The sequence below is a fragment of the Luteimonas sp. A649 genome, assembly GCF_054072735.1.
In genome coordinates this window covers 456,595-481,441 of record NZ_JBSVRQ010000001.1, presented here as the reverse complement: position 1 = coordinate 481,441, position 24,847 = coordinate 456,595, and the positions used below count along the sequence as shown (strand labels likewise).

General features: G+C 69.3%; 18 protein-coding genes. 3 read left to right on the top strand and 15 right to left on the bottom strand.

Annotation, left to right across the window (positions count from 1 at the left end):
• The first annotated feature begins 118 nt into the window (after positions 1–118).
• Positions 119–2,194, top strand: coding sequence for a carbon starvation CstA family protein (locus ACW5E8_RS02290; RefSeq protein ID WP_456963886.1), 2,076 nt, complete (start codon positions 119–121; stop codon positions 2,192–2,194).
• Positions 2,194–2,418, top strand: a complete 225-nt coding sequence (locus ACW5E8_RS02285) for a YbdD/YjiX family protein (protein ID WP_456963885.1) — start codon at positions 2,194–2,196, stop codon at positions 2,416–2,418. Before ACW5E8_RS02290 ends, ACW5E8_RS02285 begins: the two co-directional genes overlap by 1 nt.
• A gap of 47 nt (positions 2,419–2,465) precedes the next feature.
• On the opposite strand, the gene ACW5E8_RS02280 is transcribed toward ACW5E8_RS02285, so the two are convergent.
• From ACW5E8_RS02280 to ssb, 12 genes are all read right to left on the bottom strand, one after another.
• Complete coding sequence (locus ACW5E8_RS02280) at positions 2,466–4,424, bottom strand: hypothetical protein (protein ID WP_456963884.1); 1,959 nt, start codon at positions 4,422–4,424, stop codon at positions 2,466–2,468.
• Positions 4,425–4,471: 47 nt separating this feature from the next.
• Positions 4,472–5,155, bottom strand: a complete 684-nt coding sequence (locus ACW5E8_RS02275) for a methyltransferase domain-containing protein (protein WP_456963883.1) — start codon at positions 5,153–5,155, stop codon at positions 4,472–4,474.
• Positions 5,152–6,366 carry a glycosyltransferase family 2 protein gene (locus ACW5E8_RS02270; protein WP_456963882.1) on the bottom strand — a complete coding sequence of 405 codons (1,215 nt, stop codon included), beginning with the start codon at positions 6,364–6,366 and terminating at the stop codon, positions 5,152–5,154. The genes ACW5E8_RS02275 and ACW5E8_RS02270 overlap by 4 nt, the downstream gene beginning before the upstream one ends.
• A complete protein-coding gene (locus ACW5E8_RS02265) occupies positions 6,363–7,589 on the bottom strand; it encodes a DUF819 family protein (protein ID WP_456965213.1) in 1,227 nt (408 codons plus the stop codon). The genes ACW5E8_RS02270 and ACW5E8_RS02265 overlap by 4 nt, the downstream gene beginning before the upstream one ends.
• 190 nt (positions 7,590–7,779) lie before the next feature.
• Entirely contained in the window at positions 7,780–9,843 is a 2,064-nt protein-coding gene (locus tag ACW5E8_RS02260; RefSeq protein WP_456963881.1) for a dipeptidyl-peptidase 5, read from the bottom strand.
• A 161-nt stretch (positions 9,844–10,004) separates the two neighbouring features.
• Positions 10,005–11,975, bottom strand: coding sequence for an OPT family oligopeptide transporter (locus ACW5E8_RS02255; protein WP_456963880.1), 1,971 nt, complete (start codon positions 11,973–11,975; stop codon positions 10,005–10,007).
• 13 nt (positions 11,976–11,988) lie between these two features.
• The gene (locus tag ACW5E8_RS02250; RefSeq protein ID WP_456963879.1) at positions 11,989–13,911 is read right to left on the bottom strand and encodes an alpha/beta hydrolase family protein; all 1,923 of its coding nucleotides are present in this window, start codon (positions 13,909–13,911) and stop codon (positions 11,989–11,991) included.
• 104 nt (positions 13,912–14,015) lie between these two features.
• Positions 14,016–14,927, bottom strand: coding sequence for a dTDP-4-dehydrorhamnose reductase (gene rfbD / locus ACW5E8_RS02245; protein ID WP_456963878.1), 912 nt, complete (start codon positions 14,925–14,927; stop codon positions 14,016–14,018).
• Entirely contained in the window at positions 14,924–15,481 is a 558-nt protein-coding gene (gene rfbC, locus ACW5E8_RS02240; RefSeq protein WP_456963877.1) for a dTDP-4-dehydrorhamnose 3,5-epimerase, read from the bottom strand. Before rfbC ends, rfbD begins: the two co-directional genes overlap by 4 nt.
• Positions 15,478–16,365, bottom strand: coding sequence for a glucose-1-phosphate thymidylyltransferase RfbA (gene rfbA, locus ACW5E8_RS02235; protein ID WP_456963876.1), 888 nt, complete (start codon positions 16,363–16,365; stop codon positions 15,478–15,480). Before rfbA ends, rfbC begins: the two co-directional genes overlap by 4 nt.
• Entirely contained in the window at positions 16,362–17,417 is a 1,056-nt protein-coding gene (gene rfbB, locus ACW5E8_RS02230; RefSeq protein ID WP_456963875.1) for a dTDP-glucose 4,6-dehydratase, read from the bottom strand. The genes rfbA and rfbB overlap by 4 nt, the downstream gene beginning before the upstream one ends.
• Before the next feature lie 43 nt (positions 17,418–17,460).
• Positions 17,461–18,000, bottom strand: coding sequence for a single-stranded DNA-binding protein (gene ssb / locus ACW5E8_RS02225; protein ID WP_456963874.1), 540 nt, complete (start codon positions 17,998–18,000; stop codon positions 17,461–17,463).
• Between the two features lie 168 nt (positions 18,001–18,168).
• On the opposite strand from ssb, the gene ACW5E8_RS02220 reads away from it, so the two are divergent.
• Positions 18,169–19,176, top strand: coding sequence for a polyprenyl synthetase family protein (locus ACW5E8_RS02220; protein ID WP_456965212.1), 1,008 nt, complete (start codon positions 18,169–18,171; stop codon positions 19,174–19,176).
• 236 nt (positions 19,177–19,412) lie between these two features.
• On the opposite strand, the gene murD is transcribed toward ACW5E8_RS02220, so the two are convergent.
• From murD to ACW5E8_RS02205, 3 genes are read right to left on the bottom strand one after another with little or no spacing between them, the layout of a single operon-like run.
• The gene (murD, locus tag ACW5E8_RS02215) at positions 19,413–20,852 is read right to left on the bottom strand and encodes a UDP-N-acetylmuramoyl-L-alanine--D-glutamate ligase (RefSeq protein ID WP_456963873.1); all 1,440 of its coding nucleotides are present in this window, start codon (positions 20,850–20,852) and stop codon (positions 19,413–19,415) included.
• Entirely contained in the window at positions 20,833–22,194 is a 1,362-nt protein-coding gene (gene murL, locus ACW5E8_RS02210; protein WP_456963872.1) for a UDP-N-acetyl-alpha-D-muramoyl-L-alanyl-L-glutamate epimerase, read from the bottom strand. Before murL ends, murD begins: the two co-directional genes overlap by 20 nt.
• Entirely contained in the window at positions 22,191–24,794 is a 2,604-nt protein-coding gene (locus ACW5E8_RS02205) for a bifunctional aspartate kinase/diaminopimelate decarboxylase (RefSeq protein ID WP_456963871.1), read from the bottom strand. Before ACW5E8_RS02205 ends, murL begins: the two co-directional genes overlap by 4 nt.
• Positions 24,795–24,847: the final 53 nt, after the last annotated feature.

Genomic DNA, 24,847 nt, shown 5'->3' with positions numbered 1-24,847 from the left:
CCAGACGAGACGCCTTCGACCAAAGTATGAGTCGGAATCACGCCGCAGTGCAGCATTGGCGATTGACCGCGATGGGAGTAGAAGCGACCCTGATCCCAACCAATCAAGGGGGCGTCTCATGAAGGGTGGAATCGGCAAGATCGCATGGGCCGCACTGGCATTGCTGGGTGCGTTTTGCCTGGGGACGGTCGCGCTCAGGCGCGGCGAACCGATCAACGCGCTGTGGATCGTGGTCGCCGCCGTCTCGATCTATCTCGTCGCCTACCGCTTCTACGCCCGCTTCATCGCCGACAAGGTGTTCGAGCTTGACGGCTCGCGCGCCACGCCCGCGATGATCCACAACGACGGCCTGGACTACGTTCCCACGAACAAGCACGTGCTGTTCGGCCACCACTTCGCCGCGATCGCCGGCGCCGGCCCCCTGGTCGGCCCCGTGCTGGCGGCACAGATGGGCTACCTGCCCGGCACCCTGTGGCTGATCGTCGGCGTGGTCCTGGCCGGCGCGGTGCAGGACTTCATGGTGCTGGTGGTATCGAGCCGCCGCGATGCGCGCTCGCTCGGCGACCTGGTGCGCGAGGAGATGGGCCAGGTGCCCGGAACCATCGCGCTCTTCGGCGCCTTCCTGATCATGATCATCATCCTCGCGGTGCTGGCGATGATCGTGGTGAAGGCCCTGGCCGAAAGCCCCTGGGGCATGTTCACGGTGATCGCGACGATTCCGATCGCGATCTTCATGGGCGTGTACATGCGCTACCTCCGGCCCGGGAAGATCGGCGAGATCTCGGTCATCGGCCTGGTGCTGCTGGTGGCGGCGATCTGGTTTGGTGGTTCCGTCGCCGCGCACCCGACCTGGGGTCCCGCCTTCACCTTCACCGGCGTGCAGATCACCTGGATGCTGATCGGCTACGGCTTCGTGGCCGCGGTGCTGCCGGTGTGGCTGCTGCTCGCCCCGCGCGACTACCTGTCCACCTTCCTGAAGATCGGCGTCATCGTCGGCCTGGCCGTCGGCATCCTGATCGTGATGCCGGAACTGCGCATGCCGGCCCTGACCCAGTTCACCGATGGCACCGGCCCGGTGTGGAAGGGCTCGATGTTCCCGTTCCTGTTCATCACCATCGCCTGCGGCGCTGTCTCCGGCTTCCACGCCCTGATCGCCTCGGGCACCACGCCCAAGCTGATGGCCAACGAGCGCCACGCACCGTACCTGGGCTACGGCGGCATGCTGATGGAATCGTTCGTGGCCATCATGGCCATGGTCGCGGCCTCGATCATCGACCCGGGCGTGTACTTCGCCATGAACAGCCCGGCGGCGCTGATCGGCACCGATCCGGTCGCCGTCGCGGAGATGGTGTCGGGCTGGGGCTTCGTGGTCACGCCCGAGATGTTGATCCAGACCGCGGAAGACGTTGGCGAGGCCTCGATCATCTCGCGTGCCGGCGGCGCACCGACGCTGGCCGTGGGCATCGCACAGATCTTCCACGCGGTGATTCCCGGCGAAGGAATGATGGCGTTCTGGTACCACTTCGCGATCCTGTTCGAAGCGCTCTTCATCCTCACCGCGGTCGATGCCGGTACCCGCGCCGGTCGCTTCATGCTGCAGGACCTGCTCGGCAACTTCGTGCCGGTGATGCGCAAGACCGAGGCCTGGATCCCGAACCTGATCGCGACCGCCGGCTGCGTGGCGATGTGGGGCTACTTCCTCTACCAGGGCGTGACCGACCCGCTGGGTGGCATCAACATGCTGTGGCCGCTGTTCGGCATTGCCAACCAGATGCTGGCTGCGATCGCATTGATGCTGTGCACGGTCGTGCTGTTCAAGATGAAGAAGGGCCACTACGCCTGGGTGCCGATCCTGCCCACCGTCTGGCTGCTGGCCTGCACGCTCAGCGCCGGCTGGATCAAGATCTTCGACGGCAACCCGGGCGTGGGCTTCCTGGCCCAGGCCAACAAGTACCGCGACGCGCTGGCCGCCGGCGAACTGATCGCTCCGTCGAAGGACTTCGGCGGCATGCAGCAGATCATGATCAACAACTACGTCAACGCGGGGCTGACGGCGCTCTTCATGTTCGTCGTGCTGGCGGTGCTCTTCTACTCGTTCGGCGCCGTGCGCAAGGCGCGCGCGAATCCGGCACGCACGGATCGCGAGACCGCCTACGTCGCACTGACGCCCGAGCAGCAGAAGGTCTGGCTCTGATGGCCGGACAGCTGGTCACGCTGGACCACTTCGCCACGCACAAGCGTGTGTGGCGGAGGATGGTGCAGACCGCCCGGCTGTGCTGCGGGATCCCGGACTACGACAACTACGTGCGCCACACGCTGGAGAAGCACCCGGATCGCGAGGTCATGGACTATCCGACCTTCTTCCGCGAGCGCCAGGAAGCCCGCTACGGCGGGCGCAGCGGGTTCCGCTGCTGCTGATTCCTTGCATCCCGCCCGGCACGGCGCTGCCGGGCGATTGAAGGGGATCACGATGGAGTCGCACGCCCTTGCCGGCGCGCATGCCATTGCGACAGCAGCGGCGACACGAGCGCCAGCGACACGATCGCCGCGAGCAAGAACATCGGGAACCCCGGCTGCATGTAATGCACATGCAGCGCCGGGAAGGACGACATCTCCACCAGTGCCAGCATCCCCGCGCGGGCGGCGGCCAGGCACCACGCCGCCGCTGCCAGCGCATACAGCGGCTCGATCCGACGCCGCCGCAGTGCGCGGATGGATGCCCAGGCGAACGCCAGCAGGCCCGCCAGCGACAGCCACGGGAGGATCGCCGCGTAGACAAGGCCGATGCCGTGCCGGATCCATCGCGCGGACATGGGCGCTTCGGCGCTTTGTGGAAGGCTTTCATGCACCGAGTCGAAGCGCAGCCGTCCGGCATCCATCGCGAATTCACGGGTGCCAGCCGCCACCGCGGCCAGTTGCGCGGAGCCTGTTCCGCACGTGGGCTCGATGGCGCAATCCGCGACCGTCGGAAGGGCGATGGCGAAACGGCTCCGGTCCGCGCCCGGGTCCTTGAAATGGCGTGCGATGTCGGGACTCGGGAGGCGTTCGATCGCGATCGCCTCCTCGACTCCCTTGCACCGCGCCTGCACCCAGCCGCCCTGCGGGTCGCGGAACCAGCCCGTCGCCGATACGCCGAGCGTGTCGGCAGGATCGGGGACCCGCGGTTCACCCACGAACTTCCACATCGCCCGCACGCGCGGGGACTTCACGTGGCTTTCGGTCTGGCCTTCGCCGATGCGCTGCCATGCAAGCATCGACAGGGCCTTGGCAAGATGACCCGGCATGTCCTGCCATTGCGATGCGGCGATCGGCGGGATACTCCCGACGAAGGTCGTGGCACAGTGCAGGCGCCGGTCCTCGCAGGCGGCGTTGATCTCGTCGGCGACCTGCCGGTAGTAGGCCTCCGCCTCGGGCGCGGAGCGGTACACGCCGATGGCGCTCACCGCATCGCGGAGCGCCCACATGAACCAGCCGCCCGCATAATCGCCGCAGCTGTGCGGATACAGCCTGCAGCCGGTTCTGGTCCAGGGCGAGCCGGGAACCTCGAGATGCGGGCGCAGCCGCGCGAACGCCGGACTGACCGCATACACAGCCTCCCGCACCTTGGCCGGCACGGGGACATACGGAACCGGTTCGCCCACGCGCACGCGCTGCAGCGCGGACATCGCGTCGGCATACGCCCCTTCGCGGGTTTCGACCGTGACGAACGCGCCGTACTTCGCAAGGTTGGTGGTGGCCACCAGTGCCATCCAGCCCCCAAATGCCAGGGCCACGCAGGCGATCCCCACCCCCGCCCGCCGCCGCCCGCCGGGTATGCGCCAGGCCGACGTGACCGCGGCCAGCAGCAGGAGCAGCACGCCCGGCACCACCCAGACCACGTCCTCGCGCGTGGTCCACATCCAGCCCAGCACCAGGCCCGCGAGCCCGGCCCAGCCCCATCCGCGCCTGCCGGCGTGGCAGGCGTGGAGGAAGTGCAACAGGCACGCCAGGGCGATCAGGAGCTGCGCGGCGCCGATGTTGTCGCGCAGCACCCGGTTCCAGACGAGGGCCGCTGGATGCCACTGCAGCGCCAACACCACCAGCAGCGCCAGCCAGGTGCGTCCGCTGATCCTCTGCACCGCCGTCCCGAGCAGCAGGCAGGCAGCCGCGTAGAGCAGCGCCTGGGTCGTCATCAGTGACAGGCCCATGAGGTGGGTGAACGCCAGGAACAGCGGATAGCCCGGGCCTTTCATCAGGGTCGACTTGTCGTAGGCGCCCAGCCAGTCTCCCGACGCGATGGTTTCGCCACGCCACCAGAACCACGCGTCGTCATAGCTCGCGTCGGCAAGGATCGCGACCGGCATGTACGCCACGAACACGACGAACGCCATGGCCGACAGCACCGCCACCACTGCCGGTGCCCGGCGCTGCCACCCGTCCTTCATTCCCTGCTGCCCCATGGCCTTCCCTCGCACGTCCACCGGCAACGGTCCTAGTGCCGACGCGCCAGGAGCAACAGGTTGCTGGGCCATCCGCCAAGCGACACGCTGTCGATGCGCCAATCCACCAGGCCGGCCTGCGCGCATGCCTTCGCGAGGTCCGCCTTCCCCAGCAGGTTGAGATTTTCCTCCAGGCACAGCTCGCGATGGCCCAGCCGCCGCAGCAGCGCGCGGAACCAGGGCGCCGGCAGCCAGTGCAGCAGGGGCAGCACGGTATGGAACTCCACCGGGAACCAGCGGTTGGGCGTGGTCACGAACAGACCCTTCCTGGACACGCGGTACAGCTCGGCGAGGAACTTCGCCTGCTCGCCCGCCGACCCGACGTGCTCGAGCACGGCACTCGAATGCACCCAGTCGAAACTCCGGTCCGCGAACGGCAGGTCCTTGCCATCGGCGCGCACGAAACGCAGGCCCGGGTACATCTCCTCCAGGAAGCCCGCGTCATCGATACCGCAGGCGGTGATCCTGTCCTTGCGCGGATGCCACGCCTCGAGATAGTTCGAAGCCAGCTGTTCACGGTCGCTGGTCACGCCGACATCCAGGATCGTGTCATCGCGGGCCACGCCGGCGGCGATGAAGCGGGCGTACATCTTCCGGCGCATGTACGTCGACACGCGATCCGTGATGCCGCCTCCGCGCGCGACGTTGTACTGCGCGTTGACGCCGGGGCCGCTCACACCGCTTGCCCGGGACGGCGGGCATCCGGCAATCGCAGGGCCTCCAGGAAGAAGGCGGCCAGGCCGACCTCGCCACCGACCGCCATCAGCATGACCGAGGGCAGCACCCAGCGCATGGTCTCCCGCGGATCAAGCGCGCCGAAGTCACGCGAAGCCCAGACGTAGACGGCATACAGCGAAATCACCACGCCGGCCACGAACATCAGCACCGCGGCGGCCAGGCACCGCTCCAGCGTCAGCACCGGGAACAGCCCCCGCCGGCGCCCGGTGTCGGGCAGCCAGCCGTTGCGGACGCCCATGGCCGTCGTCAGCACCGAGAACAGGACCATCTGCACGCCGAGCACGACGGCCGCGCCCGCGTAGGCCAGGGTATGCACGTCGAGGTTCACGCCAGCGATGCGGACGCTGTGCATCGCGATCAGGGCCATCGCCAGTACGCCGATCGCGACCAGCGCGAGGCCGGGGACCAGGAACAGCCAGCGCGGGCTATGGACCAGCAGGAAGCGCAGGTGTCGCCAGCCATCGCGCCAGGTCCGCAGGTGCGGCGGGCGCGAGCGGCCATCAGGCTGGAGCGTGGTCGGCACTTCGGTGATCCGGTAGTCGGCAAGCGAGGCCTTCACCACCATCTCGCTGGCGAACTCCATGCCGGCGGTCCGCAGGCCGAGCGCGGCGATGCGGTCGCGGTTGAAGCCACGCAGGCCGCAGTGGAAGTCGCGCACCTTCACCCCGAAGAACAGCCGACCGAGGAAGCTCAGCACCGGATTGCCCAGATACCTGTGCAGGAACGGCATGGCGCCTGCTGCAATCCCGCCCCGGAAGCGGTTGCCCATCACCAGGTCGCTTCCGCGTCGCAGCTCCTCGACGAAGGGCATGAGCCGCGAGAAATCGTAGGAATCGTCGGCGTCGCCCATGACCACGAAGCGGCCCCGTGCCGAGCGGATGCCGGCCATCAGGGCGGCGCCGTAGCCTCGCTCGGGCACCTCGACGACGCGCGCCCCCTCCCGGATCGCGATCTCGCGCGAGCCGTCGGTGCTGCCGTTGTCGGCGACCAGGACCTCGCCGTCCACGCCCGAGGCATCAAGGAACGACCGTCCCTTGCGGATGCAGGTCGCGAGCGTCTCTGCCTCGTCCAGGCAGGGCATGAGGATCGTCAGCTCGACGTCCGCGGCGGTCGCCGCTGCCACCAGTTCCGCGGACGGCGCCTCGCTCATGCCCCGGCCATGACCCGCAGGATCTGTCCGATGCCGTAGGCGATGACCGTGCCGGTGGCATAACCCACCGTGCCCAGCAGCACGCCGACCGGCGCCAGCGTCGGGTGGAAGGCCGCGGCCACCACCGGCGCGGAGGCCGCGGCGCCGATGTTGCCCTGCGAACCCACCGCGAAATAGAACAGCGGCGCGCGCACCAGCTTCGCCGCGATGAGCAGCACGATGATGTGCACGGCCATCCAGATCACGCCGATCAGGATCAGCTCCAGCCGCTCGGCGAGCTTGAAGAAGTCCATCTGCATGCCGATGCAGGCGATCAGGAAGTACAGGAACACGGTGCCTACCCGGGACGCGCCGGCGTTCTCCAGCCGCCGCATGGGAGTGAAACTGAGCAACAGGCCGCCCAGCGTCGACAGCACGATCACCCAGACGAAGGGCGCATCGAGGCTGAACTGGCTGGCCCAGGTGGTGTTGGCCCTGAACCAGGCCGAAGCCGGATCGGCCACGAAATGCGCCAGCCCGACCAGGCCGAAGGCCACGGCCACGATCACCATCAGATCGGTGAGCGTGGGGATGCGTGCGTTGGCGGCCTCGTAGGCCGAGATGCGTTCCTTCATCTCGTCGATGGCGCGGGTATCGGCGCCGGTGCGCGCGTCGATCTGCCGCGCGCGGTTGGCGAGGAACAGCAGCGTGCCCATCCAGAGGCTGGCAATGGCGACGTCGACCACGGCGAACTGACCGAACAGCGTCGCGTCCACTTCGTAGATCTCGCGGATCGCGACCATGTTCGCGCCGCCGCCGATCCAGCTTCCGGACAGTGCCGCCATGCCCTTCCATGTGTCACCGGCGACCGCCGCCGGCCAGAACCACTCCATCAGCTGGAAACTCACGATCGCACCCAGCACGATGCCCAAGGTACCGGCGCAGAACACGAACAGCAGCTTCGGCCCCAGCTTCAGGATGCCCTTGAGGTCGATCGACAGCGTGAGCAGCACCAGCGCCGCCGGCAGCAGCACGCGGCTGGCAATCGGGTTGTACAGCGCGCTGCTTTCACCGTCGATCAGGCCGGCGGTGTTGTAGATCGCGGGCACGAAATAGCACAGCAGCAGTGCCGGCACCCATGCGAAGAACTTCTTCCAGAACGGCGTCGGCCCGGATGCGAGCCAGAAGATGGCGCCGAGCGTGGCCGCGATCAGGCCGAAGACGACGATGTCGTTGGTGATCATCGGCATCGCGGCGTCGATCGCCTCGACCGCGCCGACCGGGTCCATGGCGTCGATGGCGGCGGCTTCGGCGGATGCTTCGGGCGCGGTGGATGCAGGGGCCATCGGCAGTGTTCCTGTCGGTTCGGTTCGGGATGGGTGGTGCAGGGTCGCGCGCGGCCGGCAGCGTTGTGCCGGCCGCGCGGAGTAGCGATTACCGGCCGATGTGCTGCTTGAGCCAGTCGTTGACGTTGTCGTGCCAGAAGACGCTGTTCTGCGGCTTCAGCACCCAGTGGTTCTCGTCGGGGAAGTACATCAGCTTCGACTCGATGCCCTGGCGCTGCAGCGCAGTGAACGTCGACAGGCTCTGGTCGATCGGCACCCGGAAATCGTTCTGGCCGGCGACCACCAGCATCGGCACGCGCCACTTGTCGATGTGCCGCGCCGGGTTGTGGCGTTCGTAGGCTTCGGGATTGTCGAACACGGTGCCGCCGTTCTCCCACTCGGTGAACCAGAGTTCTTCGGTCACCAGGCCCATCGAACGGGTGTCGAAGACGCCGTTGTGGTTGACCAGGCACTTCCACGGCTCGTTCCAGTTGCCGGCGATCCAGTTGACCATGTAGCCGCCGTAGCTGGCGCCCAGCGCGCAGGCGTTGTCGCCGTCGAGGAAGTCGTACTGCTGCTGCGCGGCGGCCCAGCCCTTCTGCAGGTCTTCGAGCGGCGCGTCGCCCCAGTCGCCGCTGATCGCATCGGTGAAGGCCTGGCCGTAGCCGGTGGAGCCGTGGAAGTCGATCATGACCACGGCATAGCCCTGGCCAGCGTAGGTCTGCGGATTCCAGCGGTAGCTCCAGCCGTTGCCGAAGCTGCCCTGCGGGCCGCCGTGGATCAGGAAGGCGACGGGATAGGTCTTGCCCTCCTCGAAATTCCACGGCTTGACCACGTAGCCATGGACGGTCGCGCCCTTGGCGCCCTTGAAGCTGAACTGTTCGAAGGCGCCGAAATCGACGTCGGGCAGGCGCTCGGCGGCCGTCGGGGTGATTGCGCGCTGGTTCTGGCCATCAGTGGAGGCCACGTGGATCACGTCACCCGTGTCGATCGCATTGCGGCTGAAGACCAGGCTGTTGCCGGCGACCTCGAAGGACGACACGCTGCCGCCGCCGACCAGGCGCGTGACCTCGCCGCTGGCGATGTCGACCTTGAACAACGGGTACTCGCCGGTGTCCTGCGCGGCCACGTACAGCGCGCTGCCGTCCGCGGAGGGCTGCAGGCTGCTCGGCGAGCGGTCCCAGTCCGGCGCGATCTCGCGGCGCTCGCCGCTGGCCAGGTCGAGTGCCATCAGCGCGAAGCGGTCGGCCTCGAAGCCGGGGCGCGCCATCGCGCGGTAGAACAGGGTCTTGCCGTCGGCGCTGAACACCGGGCCGGCATCCCAGGCCTTGTTGTCGGCGGTGAGGTTGACCGGCGCCGCGCTGCCGGCGACATCCAGGCGGTACAGGTCGTAGTTGGTCGACCAGGCCGCCTCGCGCCCCGCCACGTTCACGCTGGCAACGATGCTGCCGCCGTCCGGCGCCCAGGCGTAATCGCCGGCACCACCGAAGGGCTTGCCCGGCACGTCGCCTTCCAGCGCAGCACTGATGGCGGTGGCGGCGGCGACGGGCTTGGCGCCGTCACCGGGCAGGCCGGCCACGAACAGGCGGTTGCGGCGGCCATCGGCCCAGGTGTCCCAGTGGCGCACGAACAGCTGGTCGTAGACGACGCCGGAAACCTTGGAGTCCTTGCGCTCGTCCAGGCGCTGCTTCGTGCAAGCGAAGTCCGCGCCGCAGTCGCCGAAGGTGTCGACGCTGAAGGCCACGCGGTCGCCGTCGGGCGAGACATGGTAGGTGCCGACGTCCATCGCGAAGGCGGTCAGCTGGCGCGGCTCGCCGCCGGCGAGCGGGATCGCGTAAAGCTGCTGCGAGCCGTCCTTCGCACTGAGGAAATAGACGGTTTCGCCATCGGGCGAGAACGAAGGCGAGTTGACGTTCCAGCCTTCCGGCGTCAGGCGCTTCGGCGGCGCCATGTCCCGCGTCACCAGGTTGCGCACGTAGAGCGCGCTGGTGCCCGAGTTGGCCTCGAGGTCGATGCTGCGCTGCGCGAACACCAGGTGCATGCCGTTGGGCGACAGCGTCGGCGAGGACACGCGCTCCATGGCGGCGAGGTCGCGCCCCTCGAGGCCGCGGGCGTCGGCGACCGCGGGCAGCGCGGCGATCAGGCACAGGGTCAGCAGGGCGATGCGCGGCATGGATCGGGACTCCGGACGGAAAGTCCCGATGGTAGGCGGCGCGGACGCGTGGCGCAAAGGCGGGAAGTCCGGGTCCCGGGCGTGGCCGTGGCCGCCGGGCGGGTGCTTGCCTTGGCGCGGTGGAGCGGCCCCGGCAAGCGGCACGGGACCGTCCTCCAGCTTCAGAGCGGCCCGGGCTCCACCGGCACTGCCGCCGTGTCCTGCTTCGCGCCGCTGCGGTAGAGCAGCCACGCGACCACGGCCAGCACCGCCAGGCCAACCCACTGGTTGAAGTGCAGCGACTCCGCCACCGCCAGCACGTCGGCGCGCTCGGTGAGCACGATCGGCACTGCGATCGCGATCCCCATCAGCGCCTCACCGGTGATCAGGCCCGCGGCGAACAGGGTGCCCGGGCGGTGGATGCGGTCGCGCGCGGCCTCGTCCTGCCCGTCGATGCCGTGCTTGCGTTCGACCATCCACGCCAGGACGCCGCCGAGGAAGATCGGCACCATCAGCTCGATCGGCAGGTAGATGCCGATCGCGGCCGCAAGCACCGGCACGCGGAAGGTCGAGGCGCGCGCCTTCAGCCATTCGTCGAAGGCGATGATCGCGGCACCGACCCCGGCACCGATCGCGATCATGTCCCAGGGCAGCTTGCCGCCGAACATGCCCTGGGCCACCGAGGCCATCAGCGTCGCCTGCGGCGCGGCCAGCGATTGCGGCTGCTCCGGCGTGGGCGCGCCGATGCCGTAGGCCTGGGCGAGCAGGTTCAGCACGGGCGCCATGATCAGCGCGCAGGAGAAGGCGCCGATGCCGAGCATCAGCTGCTGCTTCCAGGGCGTCGCCCCGACGATGTAGCCGGCCTTGAGGTCCTGCAGGTTGTCGCCACCCACCGCCGCGGCGCAGCACACCACCGCGCCGATCATGATCGCGGCCACGGCGCCCACCGGCGAATCGCGGCCCAGCAGCAACAGCAGCACCGCTGCCGCGAAGAGGATCGTGGCGATGGTGATGCCCGAGACCGGGTTGTTGGACGAGCCGACCAGGCCGGCCAGGTAGGCCGACACCGACACGAACAGGAAGCCGGCCACGATCATGATGATCGTCATTGGCACGCTGACGAACCAGTTGCCGACGATCGCCTGGTACAGCACCAGCAGCGGGATCACGAACAGCAGCAGCGCGATCAGCATCCACTTCATCGGCAGGTCTTTGTCGGTCTCGGCCACCGCCTCGCCGCTGCCCTTGCGCGCCGCGGCGATGCCGCTCTTCACGCCCGACAGCAAGGACTTGCGCAGCGAGAACAGCGTCCAGATGCCGCCGACCAGCATCGCGCCCACGCCGAGGTAGCGGATCTTCGCCGACCAGATCGCCCCAGCGGCGTCGGCGGCCGGGACACCAGCCAGTTGCGTCGCGAGCACCGGATCGGTATCGAGGAAGAACGCGTGGTAGATCGGGATCGCGATGTTCCAGGACAGGATCGCGCCGGACAGCACCACGATGCCGATGTTCAGTCCGACGATGTAGCCCACGCCGAGCAGCGCCGGCGACAGGTTGGTGCCCATGTAGCCGAGGTACTTGCCGATGAAGCCGGACCCCACGGCGTTGTCGGGGATCATGCGCATGCCGCTCTCGGCGGCCACCTTCACAAGGGCGCCGATGCCCGCCGCCAGTGCCAGGATCCTGAGCCCGGGCCCGGCGCTCTCGCCGGCCTTGAGCACCTCGGCGGCGGCTTTGCCTTCGGGGAACGGCAGCGGATCCTCGACGATCATCGTGCGCCGCAGCGGCACGGAGAACAGCACGCCGAGCAGGCCGCCCAGGCCCGCGATCGCCAGCACCCACCAGTAACGGAAGTCGTCCCAGTAGCCGAGGATGACCAGCGCCGGGATGGTGAAGATCACGCCCGCCGCGATCGAGGAGCCGGCCGAGGCACCGGTCTGGACAATGTTGTTTTCGAGGATGGTGCCGCCGCCCAGCAGGCGCAGCACGCCCATCGAGACCACCGCCGCCGGGATCGCGGTGGCGATGGTGAGCCCTGCGAACAGGCCCAGGTAGGCGTTGGCCGCGGCCAGGATGACCGCCAGCACGATGGCCAGCAGCACCGCGCGGAAAGTCAGTTGCGGAACAGGCTCATCACGCGTGCGTTCGACCATGTGTGTCTCCAGGCTACTCGGAGGCCGCCGCGACGGTCCTGCCGCCGAGGTGCAGGTTCAGGAAAGCCAGCAACCGCGTGTAGTAGTCACGCCGGTTGGCTTCGACATAGAAGCCGTGTCCCTCGGTCGGATAGTACAGCGCCTCGACCGGCACGCCCGCCTTCGCCAGCGCGCGTTCCATCTTCTTCGTGTGCTCGACCGGCGCGATCCGGTCCTCGCCGCCCGCGGCCAGGAGGACCGGGACCTTGATGCGGTCGGCGAAGCGGTTGGGCGAGGCTTCGGCGAGCTTCGCAGCATCGCTGCCCACCCACTCGGACGACCAGTTGCCCAGCCGACGGCTGTCACGGGCGGTCGTGGCCTGCATCTCGGGGAGGTCGTACACGCCGACATAGCCCGAAGCACAGCGGTACAGGTCCGGCTCCTTCGCCACGCCCATCAGGGCCGCATAGCCGCCATAGCTGCCGCCATGGATGCAGATCCGGGCCGGGTCGGCGATGCCCTCCGCGATCGCCCAGCGGGTGGCGTCGGTGACGTCATCCTGCATCTTGCCGCCCCACTCGCGCGCGCCCGCTTCCTGGAATGCACGGCCGTGGTTGCCCGATCCCCGGTAGTTCACCTGCAGCACGGCGTAGCCCGCCGCCGCCAGCAGCTGGACGTCGGTGTCGAAGCCCCAGCGGTCGAAGACGCCGTAGGGCCCGCCGTGCGGCATCACCACCGTGGGCAGCGAGCGACCCTCCGAACCGGGCGGCAGCGTCAGGTAACCGGCCAGGGGCAGGCCGTCGCGCGCGGTGAGCGAAACCGGCCGCATCGCGGCCATCCGCTCCGGGTCGTGCCAGCTGCGGGCGCTCATGACGTAGGCGGCCTTCTTGGCCACGGTATCGAACGTGAAGTAGTCGCCCGAATTGCGGTCGCTCCAGGCATAGACGAGCACGCTGCGGCCATCTTTCGTCGACGAGGTGACCAGGACCGAGTGCCCCGGGAAAGCGGCCTCGAGGCTGCGGTACTGTCGTTCGGCCGCCGAGCCGGGTTCGAAGAAGGCCGTGCGTGGCTTCCCATCCATGTAGCGCACCCCGACCGGCATCCCGCTCACCGGATCGTGGAGGATGGCTTCGGGCTCGGCGCCGTCGTCGGCCAGGACCACGGAACGCTCGCCCGTGGCCATGTCGAGGCCTTCGATGATCGATGTGCCGGCAATGCGCTGCGAGCGCAGGTACAAGGTGGCGTTGTCAGGCGAGAACCCGAGCGGAATCCGCGATACGCCGTGACTGGCCTCGTCGTTGAACAGCACCCACTCGGCGCCTTCGTCCTTGCGGGTGTAGGTCTTGATCGAGTTGTCGACGTTGGCGCCCCATGCGGCCCGCACCGCACCGGTGTTGTCGGTCACATAGCTGCCGTTGCGCACCGGGGCGCGGGTGATCGGCGCGCGCCGCCCGGTCACCACATGCATGCGCTCGGCGCGCGTGTAGGGATCCTCGCCGAAGCCGCCGACCGCGATGATGACCTCGTTCTCGCTGCCGGGCAGCGCATCCACGAGCTCGGCCCACACCATTTCCGTGCGCTTGCCGGTGGTGATGCGCGAGCCGAGCTCGGGTGCGTACAGGCTCTGTCCCACCAGGATGTCGGAGCGGCGATCAGTGGCCCGGGCCGTGTAGATCTCACCGGTCTCCCGGGGCGCATCCAGCAGGCCCATCTTCTCGGCCACGGAATACAGCAGGCGATCGTCGTTGACCCACGTCATCCGACTGACGTGCCGGTACTTGCCGGGCGACCCGCCACCGGTGACCTTGTTGTCGGAAAGCCGCACGATCACCAGCGCCGTGGTGTCTTCCAGCGGCACCGTGGCCGCGACGTATTCGCCCGTCGGTGAGATCTCGATATCGCCGAACTCGGACTTCCTGATGAACGGCTCGATGTCCACCGCGAATGCCGGCGCCACGCACGCAAACGCCACCAGGACGGCCACGATCAAACGAATGCTGTTCCCCACGATGCTTCCCCCAGGATGTTCAATGTTCCCGCCGCGCCCCCGACGCGCCGGCCTTACTTTTTCCCGCCCGCCGCCGACACTTCGTCGAGCACGCCGGACAGGGCGTCCTTCCAGTCGGGCAGTTCCAGCCCGAACTCCGCCTGCATGCGGGTGAGGTCCAGGCACGAGTACGCCGGCCGGCGCGCAGGCGTCGGGTAATCGGCGGTCGTGATGGGCAGCACCCGTGGCACCCGCTGCAGCAGGCCACGCGCGTGCGCACCGGTGAAGATCGCCTCGGCGAAGCCGTGCCAGCTGGTACTGCCGGCCGCGGTGAGATGCCAGAGCCCGCTCGCTTCGGGCTTCGTCCGCAGCGCATGCGCGGTGGCTCGCGCGATCACGCGCGCCGGGGTCGGCGTGCCGACCTGGTCGGCGACCACCCGCAGCTCATCGCGATCCGCGCCCAGGCGCAGCATCGTGCGCATGAAGTTGTGGCCGTGGGCGCCATAGACCCAGGCGGTACGGAACACCATGTGGCGCGCACCGCTGTCGCGCACGGCCTGCTCGCCCGCGAGCTTGCTGGCGCCGTAGACGCCCAAGGGCGCGGTCGCGTCGTCCTCGCGCCAGGGCTGCGTGCCGCTGCCATCGAATACGTAGTCCGTCGAGTAGTGCACGAACAGCGCGCCGCGACGGGCACAGGCCGCGGCCAGCGCGGCCGGCGCCTCGGCATTGGCGCGGTACGAGGCGTCCCGCTCTTCTTCGGCGCGGTCCACGGCGGTGTAGGCGGCGGCGTTGACCAGCACGTCGGGCGCGATGCGTTCGACCAGCGCCGGCAGTGTTCCGGGCTGGTCGAAATCCGCGCGCTCGCAAGTGTCTTCGTCGTCGAGCGTTCCGCTGCGGGTGGTGCAGACCACCTCACCCAGCGACGCGAGCTCCCGGCGCAGCGCGTGGCCGACCTGGCCGTTGGCGCCGAGCAGCAGCAGCCTCATGGCGCGTAGACCGGCAGCCGCTCCTCGGGCACATCGGCCAGGAACGGTGCGCGTGCGTCCTTGTCGGAAAGCACGGGGTCCGCGACCGGCCAGTCGACCGCCAGCGCGGCGTCGTTCCAGCGGATGCCGGCGTCCGCGTCGCGGTCGTAGGTTTCCGTGCACAGATAGGTGAACACCGCGCGTTCGCTGAGCGTCACGAAGCCGTGCGCGAAGCCTTCCGGGATCCAGAAGTGGCGCTTGTTCTCGGCGCTCAGCACGACCGCCGTCCACTGGCCGAAGGTTGGCGAGCCACGGCGGATGTCGACCGCGACGTCCCAGACCTCGCCTTCCACCACCGAGACGTACTTGCCCTGCGGCTTGGGCCACTGGTAGTGCAGGCCACGCAGCACGCCGCGCGTCGACGACGACACGTTGCCCTGCACGAAGGCGGGCGCAAGTCCGTGCTGCGCGAGCTTGTCGGAGTTGAAGGATTCGTAGAAGAAGCCGCGATCGTCGCCGAATACCTGCGGTTCGATCACCACGCAGCCCGGCAGCCCGGTCTCGATCACTTTCATCGCACCACTCCGCGCTTGGCCAGCGACAGCAGGTACTGGCCGTAGCCGTTCTTGGCCAGCGGAGCCGCCAGGCGGGTGAGGTCGGCGTCGTCGATCCAGCCGTTGGTCCAGGCGATCTCCTCCGGACAGCACACGCGCAGGCCCTGCCGCGCCTCGACGGTCTCGATGAAGTTCGAGGCCTCGATCAGCGACTGGTGGGTGCCGGTATCGAGCCAGGCGTAGCCCCGGCCCAGCTGTTCAAGATGCAGGCTGCCCTCGTCGAGATAGCAGCGGTTGAGGTCGGTGATCTCGAGCTCGCCGCGCGGCGACGGCGTGAGCGAGGCCGCGAAGTCGCTGGCGCGGCCGTCGTAGAAGTACAGCCCGGTGACGGCGTAGTTCGAGCGTGGGTTGACGGGCTTTTCTTCCAGGCCGATGACCTTGCCGTTGCCGTCGAACTCGGCCACGCCGTAGCGCTCCGGATCGCCGACCCAGTAGCCGAACACCGTCGCGCCCTCCTGGCGCGCATCGGCGCGCTTGAGGATCTCGGTGAAGCCATGGCCGTGGAAGATGTTGTCGCCCAGCACCAGGCAGCTCGGCTTGCCGTCGACGAAGTCGCGGCCGATCAGGTAGGCCTGTGCCAGCCCGTCCGGGCTTGGCTGCACCGCGTAGCGGATGTCCATGCCCCACTGCGAGCCGTCGCCCAGCAGGTGCTGGAACAGCGCCTGTTCGTGCGGGGTGTTGATGATCAGCACTTCCCGGATCCCGGCGAGCATCAGCGCGCTGAGCGGGTAGTAGATCATCGGCTTGTCGTACACCGGCAGCAGCTGCTTGCTGATCGCCTGCGTGATCGGGTACAGGCGCGTGCCGGAGCCGCCGGCCAGGATGATGCCGCGGCGCGACGTCATGCCGCCCCCCCGATGCGTTCCAGGCGATAGCTGCCGTCGAGCACGCGCTGCACCCAGGGCTGGTTGTCGAGGTACCAATCGACCGTTTCGCCGATGCCGCGCTCGAAGGTGTATTTCGGCTCCCAGCCGAGCTCGTCACGCAGCTTGGAGGCGTCGATCGCGTACCGGCGGTCGTGGCCGGGCCGGTCCGCCACGAACGCGATCTGCGATTCGCGCGGCTGGCCGTCTTCGCGCGGCCGGCGTTCGTCGAGCAGCGCGCAGATCGTCTTCACCACCTCGATGTTCTGCATCTCGGCGTTGCCGCCGACGTTGTAGGTCTCGCCCACGCGGCCACGGGCCAGCACCGTGCGGATCGCCTCGCAGTGGTCGGTCACGAACAGCCAGTCGCGCACCTGCTTGCCATCGCCATACACCGGCAGCGGCTCGCCGGCCAGTGCCTTGGCGATCACCAGCGGGATGAGCTTTTCCGGGAAGTGGTACGGGCCATAGTTGTTGCTGCAGTTGGTGGTCAGCACCGGCAGGCCGTAGGTGTGGTGGAAGGCGCGCACCAGGTGGTCGGAGGCGGCCTTCGACGCCGAATACGGCGAGTTCGGCGCGTACGGCGTGGTCTCGGTGAACAGCCCGGTGTCGCCCAGCGTGCCGTAGACCTCGTCGGTCGACACGTGCAGGAAGCGGAACGCCTCCCTGGCCTCGCCTTCCAGCGCCTTCCAGTAATCGCGCACCGCTTCCAGCAGCGCCAGCGTGCCGACCACGTTCGTCTGCACGAACGCCGCCGGGCCGTCGATCGAACGGTCGACATGGCTCTCGGCGGCGAAGTTGATCACCGCGTCGGGACGGTGCTCGGCCAGCAGGCCGGCGACCAGCGCGGCATCGCCGATATCGCCCTGCACGAACACGTGGTCCGGATTGCCGCCCAGCGACGACAGGGTGTCGAGGTTGCCGGCGTACGTGAGCACGTCGAGGTTGACGATGCGCACGCCCGCGGCGACCGCCTCGAGCACGAAATTGCCGCCGATGAAACCGGCACCGCCGGTCACGAGCCAAACAGGCATGTGGGGAAATCCTCCTGGGAATGCTGCGACCGCCGGGGGGCGATCAGAACGGGATGTCGTCGTCCGAGAAACCGCCGTCGTCGAATTGCGAGCCAGCTGCGCCACCGGCTGCGCCGCCCGCGGCCGCTCCGGGACCCTGGCCCTGGCGGCCCGGACCGGGCGCCTCGCGTCCACCACGCTGGTTATCGCCGCCGCCGCGCTGATAGTCGCCGCTGCCGCCACCGCGCTGTCCACCACCACCCTCGCCACCGCCGCCCAGCATCTGCATCTCGCTGGCGATAATGTCGGTGGTGTAGCGCTCGACGCCGTCCTTGCCGGTGTACTTGTCAGTGCGCAGCGAGCCTTCGACATAGACCTGGCGGCCCTTCTTCAGGTACTCGCCGGCGATCTCCGCCAGGCGACCGAAGAACTTGACCCGGTGCCACTCGGTGCGCTCCTGCTGCTGCCCGGACTGCTTGTCCTTCCAGGCCTCGGTGGTGGCCACGCTGATGGTGGTGATCGTGGTGCCGCTCTGGGTGTACTTGACGTCGGGATCGTTGCCGAGGTTGCCGACGATGATGACCTTGTTGATTCCGCGGGCCATGGATTGGGTTCCTGTCGCTCTTCGCCGGGATTGGCGGAGGAAAAGGGTGAGTATAACCGCCGCCCCCCGGCCATCCGCCGGTTCCCCGGCCCACGGTCGGGGAACGCCGCGCGGGGCCGCGAACGGGCCCCGGACCCTATAATGACGGCCCCCAGAACCGCGCCCGACATGGATCCCGACTCCCAGGCCGCCCCGGCCAGCCCCGCCCTCCCGCTGCCCGAGATCCAGGCCTACGCCGCCGCCGACATGGCCGCGGTCGACGCCCTGATCCGCCGCCGACTGGCGTCCGACGTGGTCCTGGTGAACCACGTGGCCGAGCACATCGTGGCCGGAGGCGGGAAGCGCCTGCGCCCGATGCTGCTGCTGCTTGCCGCCCGGGCGCTGGGCCACCAGGGCCCGGACGCGCACCAGCTGGCGGCGGTGGTGGAGTTCATCCACACCTCCACCCTGCTCCACGACGACGTGGTCGACGAATCCGACCTGCGCCGCGGCCGCAGCACCGCCAACGCGGTCTTCGGCAATGCCGCCAGCGTGCTGGTCGGCGACTTCCTGTATTCGCGCAGCTTCCAGCTGATGGTCGAACTGGGTTCGATGCCGATCCAGGAGATCCTCGCCGACACCACCAACCGCATCGCCGAGGGCGAGGTGCTGCAGCTGCTCCACGTGCGCAACCCGGACGTGGACGAAGCCGCCTACCTGCGCGTGATCGAGCGCAAGACCGCGATCCTGTTCGCCGCCGCCACGCGCCTGGGCGCGCTGCTGGCCGGCGCGAGCGAGGAGGTGCAGCAGCGGCTGCACGACTACGGGCTCAACCTCGGCATCGCCTTCCAGATCGCCGACGACGTACTCGACTACAGCGCCGACGAGGCCTCGCTGGGCAAGCACCTGGGCGACGACCTCGCCGAGGGCAAGATGACGCTGCCCCTGATCCACGCCATGGACCGAGCCGACGACGCGCTGCGCCTGCGCCTGCGCGCGATCGTCGAAGAGGGCGATGTCGATGCCTTGGGCGAAGCGATCGCCGCGATCCACGCCAGCGGCGGGCTTGAGTACAGCCTTGCACGCGCCCGGGAATACGCCGCCCTGGCCGAGGCCGCGCTCGACGGGCTGGAGGACAGCCAGGCCGTGGCCGCGCTGCGCGGACTGGTGCGGCACGCAGTGGACCGCGGCGCCTAGGAGTTCCCGGGGATCGCGCTTTAGGAATTCGGATTCAGTGGGAGCCGGGGCCTGTGGGAGCCGGCCGTTTGTGGGAGCGGCTATAGCCGCGATCGATGTGTCCGGGCAGCGATAGCTGCTCCACGGCAGTGCTTCTGCGCCCATCGCGGCTATAGCCGCTCCCACAACAGCAACAGCAACAGCAACAGCAACAGCAACAACAACAGCGGCTGCGAACCGCCGTACCGTGCTCCGCTTCAGCCAGGATTCGACGAAGCGATCCCCAGCCCCGCAATCGCCGCGATCGCATCGGGATCGAAGCCGCCCAGCCGCGCGAAGTGGCGGCCGCGCTCGACGTAGTCACGATAGGGACCGAAGCTCGGCGCGCCCGGGGACAGCAGGATGACGTCGCCTGTCGCCGGGCGCGTGCCAGCGGCCAGCACAGCCCGCGCCTGCGCGATCGCATTGGCAAGGTCGGGCGCTTCGCACAGGACGAAGTGGCCGGCCTCCGCCAGCGGCGCCAACAGCTCATGGATGCGCGGGCCGTTCCGACCCATGGTCACGACCGCCGCCGGTGCATCGTCGCGCATGCGCGCAGCGAAGTCCGACCAGTCCAGCCCGCGATCGTGGCCACCCACCAGCAGCGCCACGCGTCGCCCACCGTAGACATCCAGAGCGGCCAGGGTCGCGTGTGGCGTGGTGCTGATCGAATCATTGACCCAGGTGGCACCATCGCGCTCGCCAAGCACCTGCAGGCGGTGCGGCAGCGGCCGGAACCCGCGCGCCGCCGGCGCCAGCGCCACGGCGTCGTGGCCCAGGGCCTCGATCGCCGCCAGCGCCGCGCACAGGTTGCCGCGGTTGTGGCGTCCGGGCAGCGGCACGTCGCCGGTGTCGAACACCGCTTCGTCGCCGCGGTGGAGCATGTCGCCGCGCAGGTGCCAGCCGTCGTCGCGGCCGTACCAGCGCACTTCGGTCGCGGGATCGAGTGAGCCGCCGAGCGCGGCCAGCCGCGGGTCGGCGGCGTTGAGCACGGCGATGCGCGGACCCGCGCGCGTCACCAGCGCGAGCTTGTCCTCCACGTAGCGGTCTTCGCTGCCGTGCCAGTCCAGGTGCTCGGGGAAGATGTTGGTCACCACCGCCACGTCCGGACGCACGCCGCCGGCCGCCACGTCGCCGGTCTGGTAGCTCGACAGCTCGATGGCCCAGGCGTCGGCATCGCCATCCAGCACCTCCAGCAGCGGCAGGCCGATATTGCCGGCCAGCGCGGTGCGCACGCCGCCGGCGCGCAGCAGGTGCGCCAGCAGCGCCGTGGTGGTGCTCTTGCCCTTGGTGCCGGTGACGCAGGCGACGCCGCGGGCGACTTCGCCGTCCCCTGCCCGCTCGCCGAACCAGAGCGCAGTGCCGCCAATGAACGCCGTGCCTGCGCGGGCGGCCACCAGGGCTTCGGGCCGGTAGGGGCTGATGCCCGGCGACTTCACCACGACTTCGAACGCCGACAGGCGGCCGGCGCTGGCGTCCGTCTCGACTGACAGCAGCCCGTCGCCCAGCGCCTCGGCCGACGCGACTTCGTCAGGTGCGCAGAACAGCGTCAGCGGCTGCGCAGGCAGCCGCCGGCGCAGCGCCTGGTAGGCCGCGCGGCCTTCGCGACCCCAGCCCCAGAGCGCGATGCGCCGGCCTTCAAGCTGCGAAATGCGCATGCAGCCGGCTCCAGACCGCGTCAGGGATGCCGTGTTCCGCATCGGCCACCAGCAGCGGCGCGATCTCGAGGTCCTCGCCCGCGAGCTGCGGCTGGATCACGCTGCGGAATCGCGCCACCACTGCGTCTTCGCGCCACTCAGGGCGTGCCGCAAGCGCCGCCATCGCCGCGCGCGACTCGCGCGCCTCGCCCACGCACTCGAAGGGCTTGTGGTCGCGGTATTCCATCAGCGCGTCGTAGCCGGGGATCTGCGCCGGATCGTCCAGCAGGTTGCGGCCGAGGATGCCGACCAGCCGCGGCTTGGGCATGAACGGCGCCAGCGCCAGGAACACGAAGTGGCACTTCGGGCACACCCCGCACCAGCGGCTGGTGGGGCGCTCGCCGAGCAGGTGGAAGTTGCGGTTGCAGCTCGAGAACCAGGCGTCGTAACGATCGCTGCGCGCGAACTGCCGCGCCACCGCCAGCTCCGACAGCGGCCGCAGCAGCGAGTAGTAGCGCAGGTCGGCGGCGACGTGGCGCTGCAGGTGGGCGGCAAAGGCCTGCTCGAAGGCCCAGCCCTTCGACCACTGGTGGTTCACCTCGCCGGTGCCCTCGATCAGGCTGCCGTAGCTGGCCGAGCGCTCGTTGGAGAACACGACCTGGCCGGCACCCAGCAGTACCGCCGCGAAGGCAAGGATCGCGGAGTTGATCGCGGTCACCGGGATATGCCCGTTGTACGCACCCTGCCGGTTGTACTCGAACAGTTCCGGTGCCAGTTGGCGGCCGATGTTGAGCGTCGGCAGGCCGGTGCGTTCGGCGCAGGCGCGGATCAGCTGCGAGCCCCCGATCCAGGACACGGTCTGCTCGATGCCGGCGGCGCGCAGGGCTTCGATGGAGACCAGCGAGTCCTTGCCGCCACCGATGGCCACCAGCGCGCGGGTGGACAGGCCGATGTCGCCCGTCGGCGCCCGCGCCGCGTCGGCGGCGTGCGGAAACCGGATGCGCCCGTGCAGGTCAAGCCCGTTGCGATACGCGAACTCGCCCAGGCCGTGCAGGTACACGTCGTCCAGCAAGGCCGCGGTGTCGCCGTCGATGGCGTAGCCGTCAATGCGGATGTCGCCAGGCACCGCGGCCTTGTAATAGCTCACGCCTGCGACCAGGTGCAGCAGCCGTAGCGCCCGGGTCGCGGCCTCGGCGCGCGCACCATCCAGCACGAACGGCGCGCCCGGCACGGTCACCGTCTCGACCAGCTCGGGGCCGTCGTCGAAGGCGTAGACCAGGCGCGCGATGCCGGTGGCGGGATCGAAGCCGCAGTCGACGAAGCGGAAACACGCCACCGCCTCGCGCGTGAACACGATGCTCATTCCTTGCTCTCCACGAGCACGCTCTCAGCAGGCAGCGCGCGCAGGTTGTAGGTGTTGGCCATGGCCATGCCATAGGCGCCGGCGTCGGCGACCAGCAGCACGTCGCCGGGCGCGGTGTCGCCCGGCAAGGGCCGGTGGTGGCCGAGCACATCGCCGGATTCGCAGATCGGGCCGACGATGTCGAAGGCGGCCATCTCGCCACCGTCGGGCCGCGACAGGTTGTGGACGTCGTGCCAGGCCTCGTACAACGCCGGGCGCAGCAGCACGTTCATGCCGGCGTCGGCGCCGACGCGGCGGATGCCGCCCTTTTCCACCACCTGGGTGGTGGTCAGCAACAACACGCCCGCTTCCGCGACCAGGAAACGGCCCGGCTCGATCGCCAGGCGGTAGGCCGGATACGCGGCCTTGACCTCCGCCAGGCCGGCGCTCCAGGCATCGAGGTCGAAGGGTTCGTCGTCCTCGCGATAGGGGATCGGCAGGCCGCCGCCGATGTCGATGGTGTCGATGCTGCCGATGCGGTCGGCGATGCCGCCCAGTTCGTCGCAGACCTCGCGCCAGTGGTCGGGCGTGTCGACGCCGCTGCCCAGGTGCGCGTGCAGTCCGGTGACGCGCACGCCAAGTGGACGCGCGGCGGCCAGGAAGTCCTCGACGCGATCGACCTGCAGGCCGAACTTCGATGCCAGGCCACCGGTGCGCACCTTCTCGTGATGCCCTTCCCCGCGGCCGAGGTCGACGCGCAGCCACAGCGCGCGGTCGCGGAACACGTCCGGCCAGCGCTGCAGCGCCTCGACGTTGTCCAGGGTCACGGTCACGCCGCGCTCGAACGCGAGCGCGTATTCCTCGATCGGCGCAAAGCTCGGCGTGAACAGCACGAGCTCCGGATCGAGCCCCGGCAGCACCGAAAACACGTGCTCGATCTCGCCCGCCGACACGCATTCCAGCCCGAAGCCCTCGTCCACGATCAGGCGCAGGATGTCCGGGTGCGGGTTGGCCTTGATCGCGTAGAAGCGGCGATCGACCGCGGCCACGGCCTCCAGCTGGCGCGCGCGGGCGCGCACCGTGGCCGGGTCGTAGGCGTAGCGCGGCGTGCCTTGCGCGGCCAGCGCCAGCAACTCCTCGCGGCGTGCCTGCCACCACGGCGCCTCGCGTCGCCGCAGCCGGCCTTCGATCTCCCGCCAGCGGGGCCCGAAGACATCGGTGTCGCGCACCGGCATCGCGCCGCTTGCAATCAGTTCGTCGTGGATTTCCTGCATGAGGCCCTCGGCGTCGGCTTCGTCGATGACGAAGGTCAGGTTGAGATCGTTGGACGACTGCGAGATCAGGTGCACGCGCTCGCGGTCGAAGGTCGCCCAGACATCGGACAGCTTGTGCAGCAGCGAGCGCATGCCGCGCCCGACCAGGGTGATCGCGGCGCAGGGCGCGATCACCTTCAGCCGGCAGCTGCGCGCCAGGTCTTCCGACAGGCGCGCCAGCACGTCGGTGCTGACCAGGTTCTCGCTCGGGTCGAGCGACACGGTGACGTTGGTTTCCGACGAGCCGATCAGGTCGACCGACAGCCCGTGGCGGCGGAAGATCTCGAAGATGTCCGCCAGGAAGCCGACCTGCTGCCACATGCCCATGGTTTCCATCGACACCAGCACCACGCCGTCGCGGCGGCAGATGGCCTTGACCCCGGGCACGGTGTCGGCGCCGCCGTCGATGCGCGTGCCGGGAAGCTCCGGGCGCGCCGTGTCCAGGATCGCGATCGGCACGCCGGCATCGCGACAGGGCTTGATCGCGCGCGCATGCAACACCTTGGCGCCGGTCGTACAGATTTCCTGCGCCTCGGCATAGTCCAGGCGCGTGAGCAGGCGGGCGTCCGGCACCTCGCGCGGATTGGCACTGAACATGCCCGGCACGTCGGTCCAGATCTCGACCCGCCGCGCGCCCAGTAACGCGCCGAAGTGCGCCGCCGAGGTGTCCGATCCGCCGCGGCCCAGGATCGCCGTGCCGCCGTCTTCGTGGCGGGCGATGAAGCCCTGCGTGAGGATCATGGCGCCCGGCTGTGCGTCGAAGCGCGCTCGCCAGCCGGTGTCGGCGTCGCGGCGGCAGGCCACGGACAGCCGCCGCGCCCAGTCGTTCTGGTTGGGCAGCGACACCGCCTGCAGGCAGTCCCGCGCATCGCACCAGCCGAAGTCGAGGCCACGGCTGCGCAGGTAGGCCGCGCCGAGCGTCGACGACAGCAACTCGCCCTGGGCCAGCACTTCGGCCTGCCAGTCCAGCGGCCGCGCGCGGGCGCGAGGCTCGGCGACCAGGGTGCGCAGCGCGTCCAGGCGGCCGCCGAGCACGGCGTCCGGGTCGAGCCCAAGGGCGATGGCGAAGCCGACATGCCGTTCCACCAGCGCCTGCACCCGCGCCTCCGTGTCCGACGCACCGTCGGCGATCGCGGTGAGTTCATTGGTGACGCCCGACAGCGCGGACACCACCACCAGCACGCGGTCCCCGTCCGCCGCGCGCGACGCGGCCAGCTGGCCGATGGTGTCCCAGCGCTCGCGGCGCGACACCGAAGTGCCGCCGAACTTGAGCACGATCCAGCGGTCGGGTTGGGCAATGGTTGGCATGGGCGGCCGGTGTTCCGGCGGAGCGGGCAAGGCCTGCGATTCTAGCGCCGCAG

What these genes read in the sequence shown, in the direction of transcription:
- ACW5E8_RS02290 (WP_456963886.1), top strand. Translation starts at nt 119, where the DNA reads ATGAAGGGTGGAATCGGCAAGATCGCATGGGCCGCACTGGCATTGCTG.
- ACW5E8_RS02285 (WP_456963885.1), top strand. Translation starts at nt 2,194, where the DNA reads ATGGCCGGACAGCTGGTCACGCTGGACCACTTCGCCACGCACAAGCGT.
- ACW5E8_RS02280 (WP_456963884.1), bottom strand. Translation starts at nt 4,424, where the DNA reads ATGAAGGACGGGTGGCAGCGCCGGGCACCGGCAGTGGTGGCGGTGCTG.
- ACW5E8_RS02270 (WP_456963882.1), bottom strand. Translation starts at nt 6,366, where the DNA reads ATGAGCGAGGCGCCGTCCGCGGAACTGGTGGCAGCGGCGACCGCCGCG.
- ACW5E8_RS02265 (WP_456965213.1), bottom strand. Translation starts at nt 7,589, where the DNA reads ATGATCACCAACGACATCGTCGTCTTCGGCCTGATCGCGGCCACGCTC.
- ACW5E8_RS02260 (WP_456963881.1), bottom strand. Translation starts at nt 9,843, where the DNA reads ATGCCGCGCATCGCCCTGCTGACCCTGTGCCTGATCGCCGCGCTGCCC.
- ACW5E8_RS02255 (WP_456963880.1), bottom strand. Translation starts at nt 11,975, where the DNA reads ATGGTCGAACGCACGCGTGATGAGCCTGTTCCGCAACTGACTTTCCGC.
- rfbD (WP_456963878.1), bottom strand. Translation starts at nt 14,927, where the DNA reads ATGAGGCTGCTGCTGCTCGGCGCCAACGGCCAGGTCGGCCACGCGCTG.
- rfbC (WP_456963877.1), bottom strand. Translation starts at nt 15,481, where the DNA reads ATGAAAGTGATCGAGACCGGGCTGCCGGGCTGCGTGGTGATCGAACCG.
- rfbA (WP_456963876.1), bottom strand. Translation starts at nt 16,365, where the DNA reads ATGACGTCGCGCCGCGGCATCATCCTGGCCGGCGGCTCCGGCACGCGC.
- rfbB (WP_456963875.1), bottom strand. Translation starts at nt 17,417, where the DNA reads ATGCCTGTTTGGCTCGTGACCGGCGGTGCCGGTTTCATCGGCGGCAAT.
- ssb (WP_456963874.1), bottom strand. Translation starts at nt 18,000, where the DNA reads ATGGCCCGCGGAATCAACAAGGTCATCATCGTCGGCAACCTCGGCAAC.
- ACW5E8_RS02220 (WP_456965212.1), top strand. Translation starts at nt 18,169, where the DNA reads ATGGATCCCGACTCCCAGGCCGCCCCGGCCAGCCCCGCCCTCCCGCTG.
- murD (WP_456963873.1), bottom strand. Translation starts at nt 20,852, where the DNA reads ATGCGCATTTCGCAGCTTGAAGGCCGGCGCATCGCGCTCTGGGGCTGG.
- murL (WP_456963872.1), bottom strand. Translation starts at nt 22,194, where the DNA reads ATGAGCATCGTGTTCACGCGCGAGGCGGTGGCGTGTTTCCGCTTCGTC.
- ACW5E8_RS02205 (WP_456963871.1), bottom strand. Translation starts at nt 24,794, where the DNA reads ATGCCAACCATTGCCCAACCCGACCGCTGGATCGTGCTCAAGTTCGGC.